Consider the following 17,456-nt stretch of genomic DNA (forward strand, 5'->3'; position numbering starts at 1 on the left):
CGGAGCACCATCGGAGTCGAAGAACCGAACGATTCTTCAGGTGGGGGCTGGCGTGGCCGAGCAGGATCGGAATGACCACGTCCGGCGGCAGTTGCGCACGTTGCAGCGGGCGGTGGGAAGTCCCACCGACGCGGTACTGGCCCGGCGCAGCGGCATCGCCGCGGCGACGTTTTCCGAAGTGATGTCCGGCAAACGGCGACCGCGCGAGGAGTTCGTGGCCAAGGTCGTCTCTGGTTGCCTGGTGCACGCCCGTGCCACCGGCCACGCCCCGCTCGACGAGCAGCGGATGCTGCGTGCCCTGCGGATGCCGGGGCATACCGCCTCCGACAACGGGATCCTCGAACGCGAGGAGGACCTCGGCCGCTGCTCGGCGGTGCTCGAATCGGTGCGCACCAGGGCGGGCGCCACCGTCGTCATCGAGGGCCCGGCGGGGATCGGCAAATCGGAGCTGGTCGCCAGGGTGTGCGCGGAAGCCGCCGCTCGCGGGATCGTGCCGCTTGCCGTCCGCGGCAACCAGCGCGACCGGACGCTGGCGTTCGGCGCCGCCCGAACACTGCTGGCCCGCTGGGTCGCCGGTCGCCCCGTCCGCGAGCAGAAGACGCTCTTCGCCGGAGCGGCCGCTCTCGCCCGGGTCCCGCTGGGTCTCCCCCATCCCCGGCAAACCGGCCCCACCACGATGATCGGCCTGACCGAGGCACTGTACTGGCTCGTGGTCAACGCGACCTCGCTGATCGGGACGAGTCGTCACGAAGAGGGTCTGCTGCTCGCCGTCGACGACGCGCACTGGCTGGATGAAGAGTCGTTGCAGTGGCTGGATTTCCTCAGCGACCGCCTGTCCGGCCTGCCGGTCGTGCTGATGCTGGCCCACCGGCCGCATCAGCGGACCCCCACGCTGGCCAGGATCGAGCTGCACGCCACGGAAATCGTGCGGCCGCTGCCACTCGGACCGGACTCCGTGCGCACGATCGTCGGCCACGGCCTGCTCCCCCGGCACACGACCCGCCTGCCTGACGACCGATTCTGCGCCGAGTTCCACCGGCACAGCGGCGGCAATCCGTTCTATCTCCGCTGGATGCTCGACGTCGCACGGGAAAGGGGGCTCACCGCGACGATCGCCGATACCGACGCGGTCGCCACGCTGACCCCTCGGCACGTCGTCCTGCACCTCACCGAACGGCTCCACGACCTTGGCCCGTCAGCACAGCGGCTGGCCTACGCCATCGCCGTGCTGGGGCCCGGATGCGCGTTGCCACACGCGGCCAGGCTCGCGGACGTGACGCCGTCGGACGCCAAACACGAATACGACCGGCTGTGCGCCGCGGCGATCCTGGTGCCCGGCCCCACCCCGGATTTCCGCCATCCGATCATCCGCGGCGCGGTGTACGACGCCATCGATCCGTCGCGGCGCAGCGACACCCACCGCGCGGCGGCCTCGATGCTGTACGGCGAAGGTGCCGACGCCGACGCGGTGGCCGCGCATCTGCTCGATGTCCACGCGGCCGCCGATGGGTGGGTGGTGGACAGGATGACCGAGGCGGCCGCGGCGGCATCGGAGTCAGGTCTGTCCGCCACGGCCGCCCGGTACCTCAAACGGGCGCTCGACGAGCCGCCGCCGGTGTCGCGGTCGTGCCGCGTACGGCTCCGCTACGGCCAAGCGCTGGCCCTGGGCGAGGTGGCCACGGCGTTACCGGAATTGCGTGCGGCCTACGAGCAGGCCCCCGACGACGGCCTGCTCGCCGAGGCGGCCATCGCACTGGCCAAGACCCATAGCTACGCCGACCAGCTCGGCGACGCGGTCCGTCTCCTCGACGCCGCGCTCGATCGCTGCACGGATGAGTCACTGCGGGAGCAACTGCTGGCCGAGCAGGTGCTGTGGGCCACCTGGTGGGCCGACGATCCGTACCGGTCGGACCGGATGGCCCTCCTCGACCGGATCGCACCCCCGCTGGCGGCCCTCACCCACCCGCGGCGACTGCTGGTGACGTCGCACGCGTGGAGCCTCGTCCTGCGCGGCGAACCCCGCGCACTGGCGCTGGCGGCCATCGAGCCGGTCATCCGGCGCGGCGTCGTGTTCGCCGACGCGGATCAGGGGATGGAGGTGGCCACCATGACGGCGTTCGTCCATCTGTACACCGGGCACCAGTATCGCGCCCATGCCCTGTTAGACCAGGCTGTCGACGAGTTCGAACGGCATGGCTGGCACGGCACCCACCTCGCCTTCGCGCACGCCAACCGGGCCCACGCGGCACTGCTCAGCGGGCGGCTTGCCGACGCGGTCGCCGACGCCGACATCGCCTTGCGGTTCGCGGACCGCAGCGGTACGGGCACACCTGCCCACTGGTTCGCGACGGGCATTCTCATCCAGGCGCTGTCGGCTCGCGGCGACGTCGAGCGGGCGACGGCCGTGTGTTCCGCCAGGGACTATCCCGGGCCGCTGCCGGACGCCGTGATCCTGCCGGTGCCAAGGGCGGTGCTCGGCGCGTTGTTCCTCGCTCAGGACGATCAGCGGCAGGCCGCCAGGCCACTGCGTGAAGTCGGCCGTTGGCTCGACGCCGCGCCCGTGCCCAACCCCGCCGTCTGCCCGGCGCGTTTCGACCTGGCGCTGGCCCTGCGGTTCGACGCGCCGGAGGAGGCGCGTGAGATCGCGGCGTCCGCGCACCACCGGGCCGAGCGGTTCGGCGATCCGACCACCCGAGGGCGCTCCTTCCGGGTCCTCGCGGCGCTCCACGCCGACTCAGAGGTGGCGCTCCTGGAGGAGTCGGCCCGGTTGCTGGAGAACTCTCCCGACCGGTGGCAGCGCCTGGTCACACTCGCCGACCTCGGCACGGCCTTCCTGCACACCGGCCGCACCCTCGACGCACGCCGGGTGCTGCGCGAGGCACTCGCCCTCGCCGACGAATGCGGTGCCGTCACGCTGCGGGACGTCGTCGCCCGCCGTCTCCACCGGGCCGGGGTCACACCCGGCGGGCAGAAACAGGTGAACGTCGTGTCCCCGCGCCTGCGGCGGATCGCCCACCTCGCCGCGGAAGGCCGCTCCGAAGCCGAAATCGCGCACAAGACCGCTCTCGGCCTGGACACCACGACCGCACTGGTGCGCGAGGCCCACGACCGGTTCGGCGCCACCTCCCGCACCGAACTCCGCCGCGCGCTCGACGGGTGAGCAGGCGGGTTCAGTCCGGCAGCAGCGGCACCCACGGCTCTTCGGCCTGCCCGAGGTGCACCGCCCGCGTGATGGACTTCGAACCGAAGCGGTCCCGAACGGTGTCGAGCGTCGTGTCGAGAGCGTCCCTCGGCTTCGCCCCGAACGGCAGCGCGAGCTGGACCGTGTCGTCCTTGGACAGGTTCGTGAACGCGAGGCCGATCAGTGTCAGCCCGTGTTCGTCGATCAGCGGTCTCGCCGCGGCGAGCAGATCGCGTGTCGCCGCGACGAGCGTGCCGGTCTGCTCGGTCGCCTCCAGCAGGGTGTGCGACCGCGTCGCCTTGGTGAAGTCGGCGAACCGCAGGCGCAGCACTACGGTCCGGCACACCCGGTTGGCCGCGCGCAGCCGCCGGGCGAGGCGATCGGCAAGGGTCAGGAGGATCGCGTCCAGTTCGGCCGGGGTCCGCGGCCTGCTGCCGAGCGCATGCTGGGCCCCGATCGACCGGCGACGGCGACCGGTCCGCACTCGCCGCGGATCGTCGTTGTGCGACAAGGCGTGCAGGTGGGCGCCGACGCCGCGGCCGAGCATCCGGACGAGTTCCTTCTCGCCGAATCCCTCCATCTGCCCCACCGTCGTCACGCCGCGTTCGCGCAGCTTCCGCGCCGTCACTTTCCCGACGCCCCACAGCCGCTCGACCGGCAGCGGATGCAGGAACTCCAGTTCACCGTCGTGCGGGACGACGAGCAGCCCGTCGGGTTTCGCGACGCCGCTGGCGACCTTCGCGAGGAACTTCGTCCTGGCGACGCCGACCGTGATCGGCAGGCCGACCTGCTCCAGGACGTCCTTGCGGAGCTTCGCGGCGATTTGGCTCGGCGTGCCCGCGATCTTCAGCAGCCCGCCGACGTCAAGGAAGGCCTCGTCGATCGAGATGCCCTCCACCAGCGGCGTCGTGTTGCCGAAGACCTCGAAGACGGCCTTGCTCGCCTCCGAATACGCGTGCATCCGCGGTGGGACGACGATCGCGTTCGGGCAGAGCCGCCGCGCCTGGCCGCCACCCATCGCCGTGCGGACGCCGTACGCCTTGGCTTCGTAACTGGCCGCCAGCACGACCCCACCGCCGACGATGACCGGCCGCCCGCGCAGGTCCGGGTCGTCACGCTGCTCGACCGACGCGTAGAACGAATCCAGGTCGGCGTGCAGGATGGGGCCCTCGGTCGTCATAGAACATATGTTCGCATCAAGCGGCCTACCAGCCAAGGCCCGGTTCAGTCGAATGGTGGGCTCGAATGCGAAACCTGGTGCTTGAAGACCTCCCCGTCCCGGATTTCGGCGGTGAACGACGGCGTGGGCGAGATCGCGCGCCAGGCGTTCAGCACCTCCTCCGACTCCCAGTACTCGAAGATGTTCACCCGGCCGGCTTCGAGCGTGTCCGCCGCGATCACCAAGTCGAGGCAACCGGGATGGGCTCGCGCCCGTTCGGCGATCACCTGATGACCTTCGACGTACCTGTCCCGCACCTCCGGATCGACATACACCTTGCCCGCGACGATCACCGTCACCTCTGGCTCCTTTCGTTCGGTCCTTCAACAGACCGACGAACACTCCGGGCGGAGACCGACATGGGACGCTCCAAGTGGCGCGAATGCCACCCTTCACCGGGAACTCGCCACGGGCGCGGTAGGTTCGTGGCCATGCACACCGTCGCCGTGCTCGCACTGGACCAGGTGATCCCGTTCGACCTGTCGACGCCGATCGAGGTCTTCACGAGGACACGGCTGCCGGACGGGAGCGCGGGCTATCGCCTGCTTGTCTGCGCCGAATATCCGGAAGTCGACGCCGGGCATTTCACCCTGCGCGCGCCGCAGGGACTGGAGGCACTGCGCGAAGCCGACACGATCATCGTCCCCGGCACCGCGACGCCGTCCCAGGCGTTACCCGAAACCGTCCGTGACGCGCTCACCTCGGCCGCCGCCCGGGGGACGCGGATCGCGTCGATTTGTTCCGGCACCTTCGTCCTCGCCGCCGCGGGTCTGCTCGACGGCCTCCGCGCCACCACGCACTGGGTCGCGGCGGGCCTGCTCGCCGAGACCTACCCGGACATCGACGTCGACCCGGACGTGCTCTACGTCGACAACGGTCAGATCCTGACGTCGGCGGGCGCAGCCGCGGGTCTGGACCTGTGCTTGCACCTGATCCGGCGCGATCACGGCTCCGCCGTCGCCGCCGACGCCGCCCGCCTTTCGGTGATGCCGCTGGAACGGGAAGGCGGCCAGGCGCAGTTCATCGCGTCGCGGCATCCGCCGTCGCCCCGGGGAGCCACACTTGAGCCGACCTTGCGGTGGATGCAAGAGAACCTCGCGCGTGACCTCAGCCTGGCCGAGATTTCCGCGCGGGCGGGAATGAGCACGCGCACGCTGATCCGGCACTTCCGGGAACAGACCGGGACGACCCCACTGCAGTGGCTGCACCTGGCGCGCGTCCGGCAGGCGCAGCACCTGCTGGAGACCACTAAGGACGCCGTCGAGCACATCGGGTCCGAGGTCGGTTTCGGTTCACCCACGTCGTTCCGCGACCGGTTCAAGCGCACGACCGGCGTCAGCCCGCTCAGCTATCGACGTGCTTTCCGTTGAGCGGGACCGGTGATGGGCGAGTCACGCGGCGACCGGCAGCCCGGTGTCCGAGGCCCGCACCCGGGCCTGTTCGGCGAAACGCCTTCGGGCGGCGACGACTCTGAGCCAGCGTTCGGCACGTTCGGCGTCCAGATCGGAGGTGGCGCGGGCCAGCACCTCGGCGGCGTGCGCGGCGGACTCGATCTCCGCGGCGGCACCGAGGTAGTCGCCGGCCTCGATCAGCTTGTAGGCGTGACGCATCTCGGTCTGCGCGGTCGAGTAGATGGCGTAGGCGGTCAGGTTGCTGGCCAGCGGGCCCAGTGAATGCGACATCGGATTCTCCGTTCCTCGTCTCTTACTGGCTCGTCTCTTAGTGACACGTCGAGCGGGTACCCCGCGGTTCGACACCACAGCGGTTATTTTTCGAAGTTCTTCGGGGGTTGCGCGAAGTGGCCGCGGCACGACAGCCTGAAGCGCATGCCAGCACGGGCGGCGTCGTTCCGCAGTGTCTTCGCGGTCGCCGAGTTCCGCCGGATCTGGCTCGCGCACCTGCTTTCCGTGGCAGGTGATCAGCTGGCCAGGGTCGCGCTCACGGTGCTGGTGTTCGACCGGACGTCGTCAGCCGGATGGGCATCGGCCGCCTACGCGCTGACCTTCGTACCCGATCTCCTCGGCGGCGCGCTGGGTGGCGTCGCGGACCGGTTCTCGCGACGCACCGTGATGGTGGTGACCGACGTCGGCCGCGCGGTCCTGATCGCGCTGATGGCGGTACCCGGCCTGCCGCTGCCCGCCGCGGCCGCGTTGTTGTTCGTCGTGCAGTTGACGGCCGGGCCGTTCCACGCGGCACGCCAGGCGATGCTGCCGGATCTGCTCGACCCGGACCGGCTGGTCGTCGGGCAGGCTGTCATCTCCTCGACGTACCAGGCCGGGCTTGTGGTGGGCTTCGGCGCGGGCGCCGCCGTCGTCACCGGTCTCGGCGTGCCCGGAGCGCTGCTGATCGACGCGGGGACCTTCGCGCTCTCGGCGCTCATGCTGCGCTTCGGGCTGAAGCGGTATCCGCCGTCGGCGCCACGTCACCACGCGCGGCCGTCGCTGCTCGCGGGCTGCCGCCTGATCGCCCGCGACCGCAAGCTGCGCTGGCTGCTGCTCATCGCCTGCTGCTGCGGTTTCTACGTCGTGCCCGAGGGGCTCGCCGTCCCGGTGGCCGCCGAACTGGGCGGAGCGGACGCGCTTCCCTGGCTGCTCGCGGCGAACCCGGTCGGCTCGGTGCTCGGCGGGATCCTGCTGAGCCGGATCCCCCGGGAACGGCAGGTCCGGGTGCTGGGCGCGCTGACGGTCGCGACCAGCCTGGTGCTGATCCCGACCGCCTGGTCGTCCGGCCTGGTCACCCTTGTCGTGCTGTGGACGATCTCCGGCCTGTTCTCCGCACACGACATGATCACCCAGACGCAGTACAGCCTGGCCGCGCCCACCGCACACCGCGGTCAGGTGATCGGCGTCGCGATCGCGGCACTGCGGGCGGCACAGGCGGCGGGTATCGCGGCCGCCGGGCTGCTGGCGCAGGCCTTCGCACCGACGACCGTGGTCACCGTCGCGGCGATCGCGGGAGTGGTGGTCGCCTGCGTTGCCGGGGCAGGCTGGTCACGGGCGGTGTCGTCCCGCCCCGGGCCCGAGGGCGCTGTTGATCCCGTGGGCCCGGTCGGCGGGACGGCACCCGTTGGCGAACAGGGTTGACTCGACCCGATCATCACGTCCAGTTGTTGTCACGACGGGTCGTCCAGTTGTTGTCACGCACTACGTTCACCTCCCTTCGGAAAGCCGCGCCGGTGGGCGAGATCACTCAGGTCCAGTTGTTGTCACGACGAGTGGTCCAGTTGTTGTCCCGCATGGTGTTCACCTCCCTCTAAATAGCGAATAACCCGGAAAATCCTTCACCGGTTGTTGTCCTGCATCGGCGCGCCTCCCTCTTTCCGGTTGGGCTGTCCGGGGGAATTCACGGTCACGCTTCTTATCGCCGGGACAACGACGACCGTCGCCGTCCCGGTTCGATTACGGTGTAGATCACCGACGGAAGAGGGTGTGTGGACGGACGACTCGGCGGCGCGCGGCGACGGCTCGGGGCCTGGCACCTGTGGAGCCTGCCGCGACCTGTGCGTTCCTACGTCCTGGTCGTCAATCTCATCGCAGTCCTCTCGACCGCCGCCACGGCCCGGCTCGTCCCGGTCACCGGCATCGACCTGGTCCGGTTCGGGATATTGACGCTGTGCGCGGCCATCGCGATCGAGGGCACCCGGCAGATCGAACGGCGACGGGAGTACGACAGAGCCCCGTCGGTCGCCTACGTCGACACCAAGGCGGTCTGGAGCGTCGCCGCCGTCATCGCGCTGCCGCCGGTGCTCGCCGCCGCGATGGTCGTGGTGACCTACACCATCGCATGGGTACGGATCTGGCCACAGCAACGGCCGGTTCTCCCCCATCGGTGGATCTTTTCCGCCGCGACGGTGCTCTGTGGCACGCAAGCCGCCGTCGTCGTCCTCAGCCTCGGCATGCGCCACTACCCCGGCGTGCCCGACTCCGGGCTGCTCGCCGGGCTGGGCGACCTCGCCGTCATCATCGTGGCTGCGGCACTGCGCTGGGCCATCAACACCGCGCTGGTGATGATCGCGATCGCGCTGTCCTCGCCGCCGAAATCGATCGGCGAACTGTTCTCCGGCTTCGGCGACCAGATCCTCGAGGCGGGCGCGCTCGGCCTCGGCCTGGTGACCGCCGTCGTGCTGATCGAAGCCAACCCGGTGGTGCTGGTCGGCGTCGTCATCGCCCTCGTGGCGCTGCACCGCGGGCTGTTGCTGACGCAGTACCGGCGTGACGCGCATACCGACGCCACCACGGGGCTCGTCACGAAACGCCGCTGGCGCCAGCTCGCCGAAGAACTCCTCGGCCGCACTCGCGCGGGCCGGAAGCTCGGCGTGCTGTTCCTCGACCTCGACAACTTCAAGATGATCAACGACACCTACGGACATCCCAACGGCGACCTCGTTTTGCGCGCGGTCGGCGACGCGCTGCGCGCCGAGATCCGGGAGCAGGACGTCTGCGGGCGGTGGGGCGGCGAGGAGTTTTCGATCGTCATCCCGGACGTCCACAGCGAGGAGACGCTGCGTCAGGTCGCCGAACGGATCCGGCACCGGGTGGCAATGGTCGCGGTCACCCTGCCGGATCGCGACACCGTGCTGACCGATCTGACGGTGTCGATCGGCGGGGCCCTGTATCCGGCCGACAACATCACCGGAGTCGACGACCTCCTCGTCGCCACCGACACCGCGCTGTACCGGGCGAAACAGGGCGGCCGCAACCGCGTGGAATTGGCCCCGCCAACGCCTTAGGGGCCGCCTCGCCATGAGCGTGAATCGGTTCGCCTGGGGTCCGGTGGGGCCGATCGTCGCGGCGTAGGCCGCGGTGCTCAGCTCCTGCCCGCGGCCATAACCGCGCTGTCGACTTTCATGCTGGTGGCGGGGCACATGCTATCCACGACGTCGGTCAAGCGCACTGGGCCTGGTGACGCTGCGCTTGTTCCGCACCGGCGACGGCCGGTGGTGGCTCTCGGTTTGGCGGCACCCGGGTTCAGCTGGCAGGCGACGCATGATTTCCCTTTGCCGACAGTGACTTCCGGAATGAGCGAGGACGACGGGGCGGAAAACCGAATCCTCTTCGTGCCGATGCGGCTGGTCTGTCTTTCGCCGGTTCTCGTGCCGGTCTGGGTCGCCGGCGCCGTCCGGCTCGGGCGTGATCCGGACCTGCACTGGCGCGCTCGCTGGCCGTCGCGTATCCGGTGTTGTGCGTGTTCCTGGTGGTACTGGGCGGAAAACCGTACTGCTCGGCGCCGTTCCCGCTGCTGCTCGCGGCGGCCGGTGCCGAACCCGCCCTCTGCTGGCTGACCCACTCGGGCCGTTCCTGGCGTCGCGGCCTGGCGGCGTTCTGGGTCCGGTCGTCGTGGTGGGGCCGTATCTTCCGTCGTGGTTCGTCGGATGTCGTGAGGCGGCGGTGCGCGACAACGGAATGGGCGTGGAGAACGAAGAGCAGGGGGTACGGTTTCCTTGTGCGATAGGCCTTCGCGGCCTTGGGCGGAGCTTTGAAGCGAGTTGCGGCACTACTAGTTCCGGTGCGACTGCGGCTGCCCTCGGGCCCGCGGACACGACCGCACGCACCAATTACCGAAAATCGGCAACGCCCCACCTCGCGCAAGATCGAAACTGTCGGTGGCCGGTTGTACGTTCGTTGCGTGGACACTCTCGAATGCGCCACTTTGGCGCTACTCAAGGAAATGACCGAACCGAGCACCCTGGAGGTCATCAACACTTCACTGAATTCCTTGGACGACATCGACTCGATCGCCGCCGCCAAGGCGGCATCCGAAGGGATCGCGCGGTTGGAGGCGATTCGTTACCGGGCCCTGTCCCAACTGAGTCGTCATCGCGGCGGCGCGAGAAGTGTAACTCAAGAAGTCGCGTTAGCACTGTCCGTTGTGGACGCTCGGGCGGCCGACATGGTCGCCACCGCCAGAGCATTGACCACTCGCCTGCCGCGCACCCTTGGCCTGATGGACCAGGGGCGCTTGGACGGTTTCGGAGCGATGAAGGTCGCCAAGGCCACCGCGTGGCTCTCCGACGAGAACGCGCGTGCCGCCGATGCCTTGCTGGAAGATCGCTTGCCCGGCAAGAACTCCTACCAGATCCGCAAGGCGGCCAACCATGCGGCGGCGATGGTCGATCGCGAGGGCGCGGACAAGCGGTGCGAACAGAATCGCGAGGGCCGCCGCCTCGTCGTGAGCCAGGGCGAGCCGGGGGTGGCGTCTATCGGGATCGAAGACGGCCCTGCCGAAAAGGTCAACGCCGCGTACCTCCGCATCAACCGGGAGGCACAGGCGCTCAAGACCGGCGGCGAGTCCCGCACACTGGACCAGTTGCGCGCGGACGTCGCCCTGGATCTCCTGCTGGGCGGGCGCGGTGGCAAGAGTGAACGCGCCGAGGTCTTCCTCTACATGGACCTCTTCACCTATCTCGACCTGAACGACGACCCGGCGGAGATGGCCGGGCACGGGCACATCCCAGCGTCGCTGGCCCGCCATATCGCGAACGGGCCGAACACCGTGCTGCGCCGGATCATCACCGACCCGCGGTCGGGACAGGTCGAGGACCTCGGCCGCGACCGGTACCGCCCGAAGGCCGGTCTCGACGAGTTCGTCCGGGTCCGCGACCGCGAGTGCCGAAGACCCGGCTGCCGCCGCCCCGCCCAGGCCTGCGACCTCGACCATTCCGTGCCGTGGCAGTTCCAGGGCACCACGGACGCCGCCGACCTCATCGCCTTCTGCCGCCGCGATCACCGGCTGAAGGACGAACCCGGCTGGAACTACCGGGTGGCGGACGACGGCACCCTGACGATCACCACGCCCACCGGGCAGACCTACGAGAGCACACCTCCCCCGCTTCACGAGCCTCGCACCGAAAGGACCGGCACCGAGGAGCCGCCGTCGTCGTGACGCGGTTGCCGAAAACCGGCAACAACCGGCACTCGCTCGCGCGCCACCAGGCATCCCGTTGCCGCGAAACGGCCACGGCCTGGGCCTGACACGTGGCCGGACATCGCCGCGCTCACGGCCGGACCGCCGCCCTTGTCCGCGCGGCGACCCGCTCAGTCGCCCGCGCTCACCGCAACCACGGCGAGTCCTCCTGATCCATGGCCACAAAGCGGCCACGTCCGGCTCGACGGCCTGGCCCCGCGCCCCGGCCCACCCCTGCGCCGCACCCATTGAGCGCGCAACCCCACGAGCCTCCCATCCCCACACCAAGCGCCGAGCCCGTGAAAGCCAAGCCCGTGAAACCGGCGTGAACACCTGGTGACACCTGTCGGACCCGCCGATCACCAAAGCCCCTCGATTGTCCACATCATGACGTCATCCGGCCCCTCGGCTAGGTGTTCCAGGCCACTTTTTGGCGGGTTCCTACAAGGCGCGGCCCTCGGCGTGCTTCACCGACGACATTCTCGTACCGGCCGGTAAGAGGCAGGCTGTAAGGCAGGTACAGGTGACTGTCCCGCGGGTGATCCGGCGGGATGTCACCTGTTGTGCTGCGTACTTGGGAGGCTCAGTCGGTGTTCAGTCGTGTCGCCATCGTCAACCGCGGAGAAGCCGCGATGCGGCTCATCCACGCCGCCCGCGAGCTTTCGGCGGAGACCGGACAGCGGATCGAGACCGTCGCTCTCTACACGGATGCGGACCGGTCGGCGACGTTCGTGCGGGAAGCCGACATCAGCTACAACCTGGGGCCGGCGTCGGCGCGGCCCTACCTCGACTTCGCCGTGCTGGAGCGGGCGCTGACCGAGACCGGGGCCGACGCGGCCTGGGTCGGCTGGGGTTTCGTGGCCGAGGATCCGGCGTTCGCCGAGCTGTGTGAGCGGCTGGGCGTCACCTTCATCGGGCCGAGCGCGGACGCGATGCGCAAGCTCGGCGACAAGATCGGCGCGAAGCTGATCGCCGAAGAGGTCGGCGTCCCGGTGGCTCCCTGGAGCCGCGGCGCGGTCGCGGATCTCGACGCCGCCATCAAGGCGGCCGACGAGATCGGCTATCCGCTGATGCTCAAGGCCACCGCCGGCGGTGGCGGGCGCGGTATCCGTGTCATCACCTCCGCCGACGAGCTCGAGGACGCCTACGAGCGCACCAGCCAGGAGGCCGAGCGCGCGTTCGGCAGTGGCGTCGTCTTCCTGGAGCGCCTGGTCACCGGCGCGCGGCACGTCGAGGTCCAGGTCATCGCCGACGGACAGGGCACGGCGTGGGCGCTGGGCGTCCGCGACTGCTCGGTGCAGCGCCGTAACCAGAAGATCATCGAGGAGTCCGCTTCTCCCGTCTTGAGTCCCGCGCAGGCCGACGAGCTCAAGCAGTCCGCCGAGCGGCTCGCGCTCGCGGTCGACTACTGCGGTGCCGGCACGGTCGAGTTCCTCTACCACCCGGGCGACAAGCTGTTCGCCTTCCTCGAAGTCAACACGCGCCTGCAGGTGGAACATCCGATCACCGAGTCGACCACCGGCATGGACCTGGTCAAGGCCCAGCTGCACGTCGCGTCCGGCGGCAAGCTCGAAGGCCTCCAGCCCGCCGAAGCCGGTCACGCCATCGAGGCGCGGCTCAACGCCGAAGACCCGGATCGCGACTTCGCGCCATCACCCGGCCGCATCGCGCGCCTGGACCTGCCTGCCGGACCCGGTATCCGCGTCGACACCGGTGTCAGCGAAGGCGACACGATCCCGGCCGACTTCGACTCGATGATCGCGAAAATCATCGCCTACGGCCGCGACCGCGACGAGGCACTCGGCCGTCTGCGCCGCGCGATGGCGCAGACCACGGTCATCATCGAGGGCGGCGCGACCAACAAGAGTTTCGTCCTCGACCTGCTCGACCAGCCCGAGGTGATCGACGGCAGTGCCGACACTGGCTGGATCGACCGTGTCCGCGGCGAAGGCAAGCTGGTCACCCACCGGCATTCGGCGATCGCACTCGCGGCCGCCGCGATCGAGGCCTACGAGGACGAGGAAGCCGTTGAGCGCCAACGACTTCTGTCCACCGCGCACGGCGGCCGCCCGCAGGTGCAGCACGAGAGCGGCCGTCCGCTCGACCTCAAGCTGCGCGGCGCGGCGTACCGGGTGAGCGTGGCCAGGATCGGCCACCGCCGGTTCCGCGTCGGCGTCGCCGCGGGCGGCGACGTCCACCCCTGCGACGTCGAGGTCGACCGTTTCGACGAGCACACCGGCCAGATCACCGTCAACGGCACCCGGTTCCGTCTGGTCACCGGCACGCACGGGCCGACCCACCTGGTCGAGGTCGACGGCGTCACCCATCGCATCAGCCGCGACGAGGGCGGCGTCGTCCGCTCCCCCGCGCCCGCGCTGGTCGTCGCGACCCCGCTCGAAGTCGGCGCGGAGGTCGAGGCGGGCGCACCCGTGCTGGTGCTGGAAAGCATGAAGATGGAGACGGTGCTCCGCGCGCCGTTCCGCGCGAAGCTGCGTGAGTGCGTTGTCTCGGTCGGCAGCCAGGTCGAGACCGGCGCTCCGCTGCTGCGGCTCGAACCGCTGGCCGACGAAGGCGAAGAGGTCGCCGAGGACGTCGGCAGTGTCGAGATCGAGCTGCCGACGGAGCCCGACGGAGCGTCGGCGGCGCAGCGGATCGCACGGGGTCAGCAGGATCTGCGCAGCCTTCTGCTCGGCTTCGACGTCGACCCGCACGACGAGGGCCGCACGCTCAGCGCATATCTGGCCGCCAGGGCCGAGCTGAGCGACAACGGCGACCGTCCGCTGGAGGGCGAGGTCGAACTGCTGACCGTATTCGCCGACCTGTCCGAGCTGATCCGCAACAAGCCCGCCGGTGAAGAGACGAAGACCGACACCCGGGTGCACAGCGCCCGCGAGTTCTTCCACACCTACCTGCAGAGCCTCGACGTCGAACGTGCCGGCCTGTCGGAGTCGTTCCAGAACAAGCTCAAGAAGGTCCTCTCGCACTACGGCGTCAAGGACCTGGAACGCACGCCGGAGCTGGAGGAGGCGGTCTTCCGCATCTTCCTCGCCCAGCAGCGCACCGCCTCCGACGTCGCGATCGTCACCGCGCTGCTGCGCCGGTGGCTCACCGAGGCCCAGCCGTTCGAGTCGATGCGCGAACCGGCGGGCAAGGCGCTGGAGCAGCTCATCGCCGCCACCCAGCTCCGGTTCCCGGTGGTCGGCGACCTCGCCCGCAGCGTGGTGTTCCGCTGGTTCGCCCAGCCGCTGCTGCGCCGCACGCGCGCCGAGGTCTACAGCGAGGTCCGCAAGCATCTGCGGCACCTCGACCAGCATCCGGACTCGCCGGACCGCGCCGAGCGGATCGCGAGCATGCTGGCCAGCGCGCAGCCGCTGGTGCGCCTGCTCGGACAGCGGATCGGCCGTCCCGGCACCGACCACACACCGCTGCTCGAAGTACTGAGCCGCCGCTATTACGGCAACCGCGCGCTCACCGGCGTCCAGCCGGTCACCGTCGGCGGCTGCACTTTCGTCACCGGTGACTACGCCGACGACGGCGAGCGGTTCCACATGGCCACCACGGCCGTCGACCGCGCCGGGCTGCCCGGGGCGATCAAGGCCGTCGCCGATCTCGCCGCCGGACTGCCCGCCGACACCGACGTCGAGGCGGACCTGTACCTGACGTGGGACGACGAGTCCGCCGACGAGGACACGATGGCGGCGGGGCTGCGTGAGATCCTGGCGGCCGAGTCGCTGCCGAGCCGGGTCCGGCGGATCACCACCACGGTCGCCGGGCACAGCGGCGCGGTGGTGCACCACCACTTCACCTTCCGGCCGTCTTCGACCGGTTTGACCGAAGAGCGGCTGATCCGCGGCCTGCACCCGCTGATCGCGCAGCGGATGCAGTTGCAGCGGCTGGCGAACTTCGACCTCACGCGGCTGCCGACCGGTGACGAGGACGTCTACCTGTTCAAATGCGTCGCGCCGAAGAACCCGGCGGACCAGCGCCTGGTCGCGCTGGCCCAGGTCCGTGACCTGACGCCGTTGCGGGACAACGACGGCAAGCTGCTCGCCCTGCCCGCCGTCGAGGGCACGCTGGCAGGCTGCCTCGACGCGATCCGCGAGGTGCAGGCGAAGCTTCCGGCGAAGAAACGCTTCGACACCAACCGGATCATGCTCTACGTATGGCCGACGAGTGAGCTGACCGGCGAGGAGCTGAACACGGTCGCGCAGCGCGTGCAGCCGTCGACGGCCGGCGCGGGCCTCGAAGAGGTCCAGTTCCTCGGCAGGCAGCGTGACCGCGTGACCGGCGACCTCACCGAGATCGCCGTGCGGATCGGCTACGACGTCAGCGGCGGCGTCCAGATGTCGCTGGCCGAGCCCACCACCGAGCCGATCGAACCGCTCGACGACTACCGGCAGAACGTCCTGCGTGCCCGGCGCCGCGACACGGTGTACCCGTACGAGCTGACCGAGATGCTCGGTTCGTTCACCGAGTACGACATGGACGACAGCAACACCCTCGTCCCGGTCGACCGGCCGAAGGGGCGCAACAAGGCGGCGATCGTCGCCGGTGTGGTCTCCACCGTGACCGAGCGGTATCCGGAGGGTGTGAAGCGGGTCGTGCTGCTGGGCGACCCGACGAAGGCGCTCGGCGCGCTGTCGGAGCCCGAGTGCGCGCGGGTGATCGCGGCGATGGACCTCGCCGAACGGCTGCGGGTCCCGCTGGAGTGGTACGCGCTGTCGGCCGGTGCCCGGATCTCGATGGAGTCCGGCACCGAGAACATGGACTGGGTCGCGGCCGCGCTCAAGCGGATCGTGCACTTCACCCAGGACGGTGGCGAGATCAACATCGTCGTGGCCGGGATCAACGTCGGCGCCCAGCCATACTGGAACGCTGAAGCGACAATGCTCATGCACACCAAGGGAATCCTGGTGATGACGCCGGATTCCGCGATGGTGCTGACCGGTAAGCAGTCACTCGACTTCTCCGGTGGCGTGTCGGCCGAGGACAACTTCGGCATCGGCGGCTACGACCGCGTCATGGGCCCGAACGGCCAGGCGCAGTACTGGGCGCCGAACCTCGCGGCGGCCCGCGACGTGCTGATGTCGCACTACGACCACACTTACGTGGCGCCGGACGAAACCTCCCCACGCAAGGCCGTCACCACCGACCCGGTGGACCGGGATGTCTCGCCGTTCCCGCACGCGGCCGTCGACAGCGACTTCACCACCGTCGGCCAGATCTTCTCGCGGGAGTCCAACCCCGACCGCAAGAAGCCGTTCGACATCCGCACCGTGATGCGCGCGCTGTCGGACCAGGACCATCCGGTGCTGGAGCGGTGGCCGGGGATGGCCGACGCGGAGACCGCGGCCGTGCAGGACGTGCACCTCGGTGGACGGCCGGTGTGCCTGCTGGGCATCGAGTCGCGTTCGGTGCCGCGCCGCGGCTTCCCGCCCACCGACGGCCCGGACACCTACACCGCGGGCACGTTGTTCCCGCGGTCGTCGAAGAAGGCGGCGCGGGCGATCAACGCGGCCAGCGGAAACCGGCCGCTGGTGGTGCTGGCGAACCTGTCCGGCTTCGACGGCTCTCCGGAGTCGATGCGGAAACTGCAGCTGGAGTACGGCGCGGAGATCGGCAGGGCGATCGTCAACTTCGAGGGCCCGATCGTGTTCACCGTGATCTCGCGGTACCACGGCGGCGCGTTCGTGGTCTTCTCGAAGGCACTGAACCCGAATATGACCGTGCTGGCGCTGGAGGGCTCGTTCGCCTCCGTGCTCGGCGGCGCACCCGCCGCGGCGGTCGTGTTCTCCGGTGAGGTCAACGCGCGGACCGCGGCGGACCCGCGGGTGCGCTCGCTGTCGGAGAAGGTCAGCGGGGCGACCGGTGCCGAACGGGCCGCGCTCGCCGCGGAACTGGCCGACGTCCAGTCGTCGGTGCGGGCCGAGAAGCTGGGCGCGGTCGCCTCCGAGTTCGACGGCGTGCACAGCATCGAGCGCGCGGTGAAGGTCGGTTCGGTGGACGCGATCATCAGCGCGGCCGAACTGCGGCCACGCATCATCGAGGCGATCGAACGGGGCCTGGCGAAGTAGCAGCGGCGCCCACCGGCCTCGCGGATGTCATGAGGGGTCCCCATAGGACATTTTTTGCCCTATGGGGACCCCTCATGAC

9 protein-coding genes are annotated in these 17,456 nt (G+C 69.8%); 6 read left to right on the forward strand and 3 right to left on the reverse strand.

Translation table 11 applies throughout. The features are described 5' to 3' along the window. The first annotated feature begins 52 nt into the window (after nt 1-52). Nucleotides 53-3,160 carry an AAA family ATPase gene (locus AB0M65_RS24990; protein ID WP_364031993.1) on the forward strand — a complete coding sequence of 1,036 codons (3,108 nt, stop codon included), beginning with the start codon at nt 53-55 and terminating at the stop codon, nt 3,158-3,160. 10 nt (nt 3,161-3,170) lie between these two features. Here the strand turns inward: AB0M65_RS24990 and dinB are convergent, their stop codons facing one another. Beyond that, nucleotides 3,171-4,361, reverse strand: coding sequence for a DNA polymerase IV (gene dinB / locus AB0M65_RS24995; RefSeq protein ID WP_364031996.1), 1,191 nt, complete (start codon nt 4,359-4,361; stop codon nt 3,171-3,173). A gap of 44 nt (nt 4,362-4,405) precedes the next feature. Further along, a complete protein-coding gene (locus AB0M65_RS25000; RefSeq protein WP_364031999.1) occupies nt 4,406-4,699 on the reverse strand; it encodes an antibiotic biosynthesis monooxygenase family protein in 294 nt (97 codons plus the stop codon). A 132-nt stretch (nt 4,700-4,831) separates the two neighbouring features. On the opposite strand from AB0M65_RS25000, the gene AB0M65_RS25005 reads away from it, so the two are divergent. Beyond that, a complete protein-coding gene (locus AB0M65_RS25005; protein ID WP_364032002.1) occupies nt 4,832-5,770 on the forward strand; it encodes a helix-turn-helix domain-containing protein in 939 nt (312 codons plus the stop codon). 21 nt (nt 5,771-5,791) lie between these two features. Here the strand turns inward: AB0M65_RS25005 and AB0M65_RS25010 are convergent, their stop codons facing one another. Beyond that, nucleotides 5,792-6,082: a hypothetical protein gene (locus AB0M65_RS25010; protein WP_364032005.1), complete on the reverse strand. Its 291-nt coding sequence runs from the start codon at nt 6,080-6,082 to the stop codon at nt 5,792-5,794. 144 nt (nt 6,083-6,226) lie between these two features. Here AB0M65_RS25010 and AB0M65_RS25015 point away from each other — a divergent pair, with 144 nt between their 5' ends. The 4 genes from AB0M65_RS25015 (at nt 6,227) to AB0M65_RS25030 (ending at nt 17,377) form a co-directional block, all read left to right on the forward strand. Beyond that, nucleotides 6,227-7,483, forward strand: a complete 1,257-nt coding sequence (locus tag AB0M65_RS25015; RefSeq protein WP_364032008.1) for an MFS transporter — start codon at nt 6,227-6,229, stop codon at nt 7,481-7,483. Between the two features lie 416 nt (nt 7,484-7,899). Further along, a complete protein-coding gene (locus AB0M65_RS25020; protein ID WP_364032014.1) occupies nt 7,900-9,129 on the forward strand; it encodes a GGDEF domain-containing protein in 1,230 nt (409 codons plus the stop codon). A 938-nt stretch (nt 9,130-10,067) separates the two neighbouring features. After that, nucleotides 10,068-11,282 (forward strand): DUF222 domain-containing protein, encoded by a 1,215-nt coding sequence (locus AB0M65_RS25025; protein ID WP_364032017.1) that lies wholly within the window; start codon nt 10,068-10,070, stop codon nt 11,280-11,282. Between the two features lie 611 nt (nt 11,283-11,893). Further along, the gene (locus AB0M65_RS25030) at nt 11,894-17,377 is read left to right on the forward strand and encodes a biotin carboxylase N-terminal domain-containing protein (RefSeq protein ID WP_364032011.1); all 5,484 of its coding nucleotides are present in this window, start codon (nt 11,894-11,896) and stop codon (nt 17,375-17,377) included. Nucleotides 17,378-17,456 lie beyond the last annotated feature (79 nt).

It is taken from the genome of Amycolatopsis sp. NPDC051071 (assembly GCF_040682875.1).
GTDB lineage: Bacteria > Actinomycetota > Actinomycetes > Mycobacteriales > Pseudonocardiaceae > Amycolatopsis.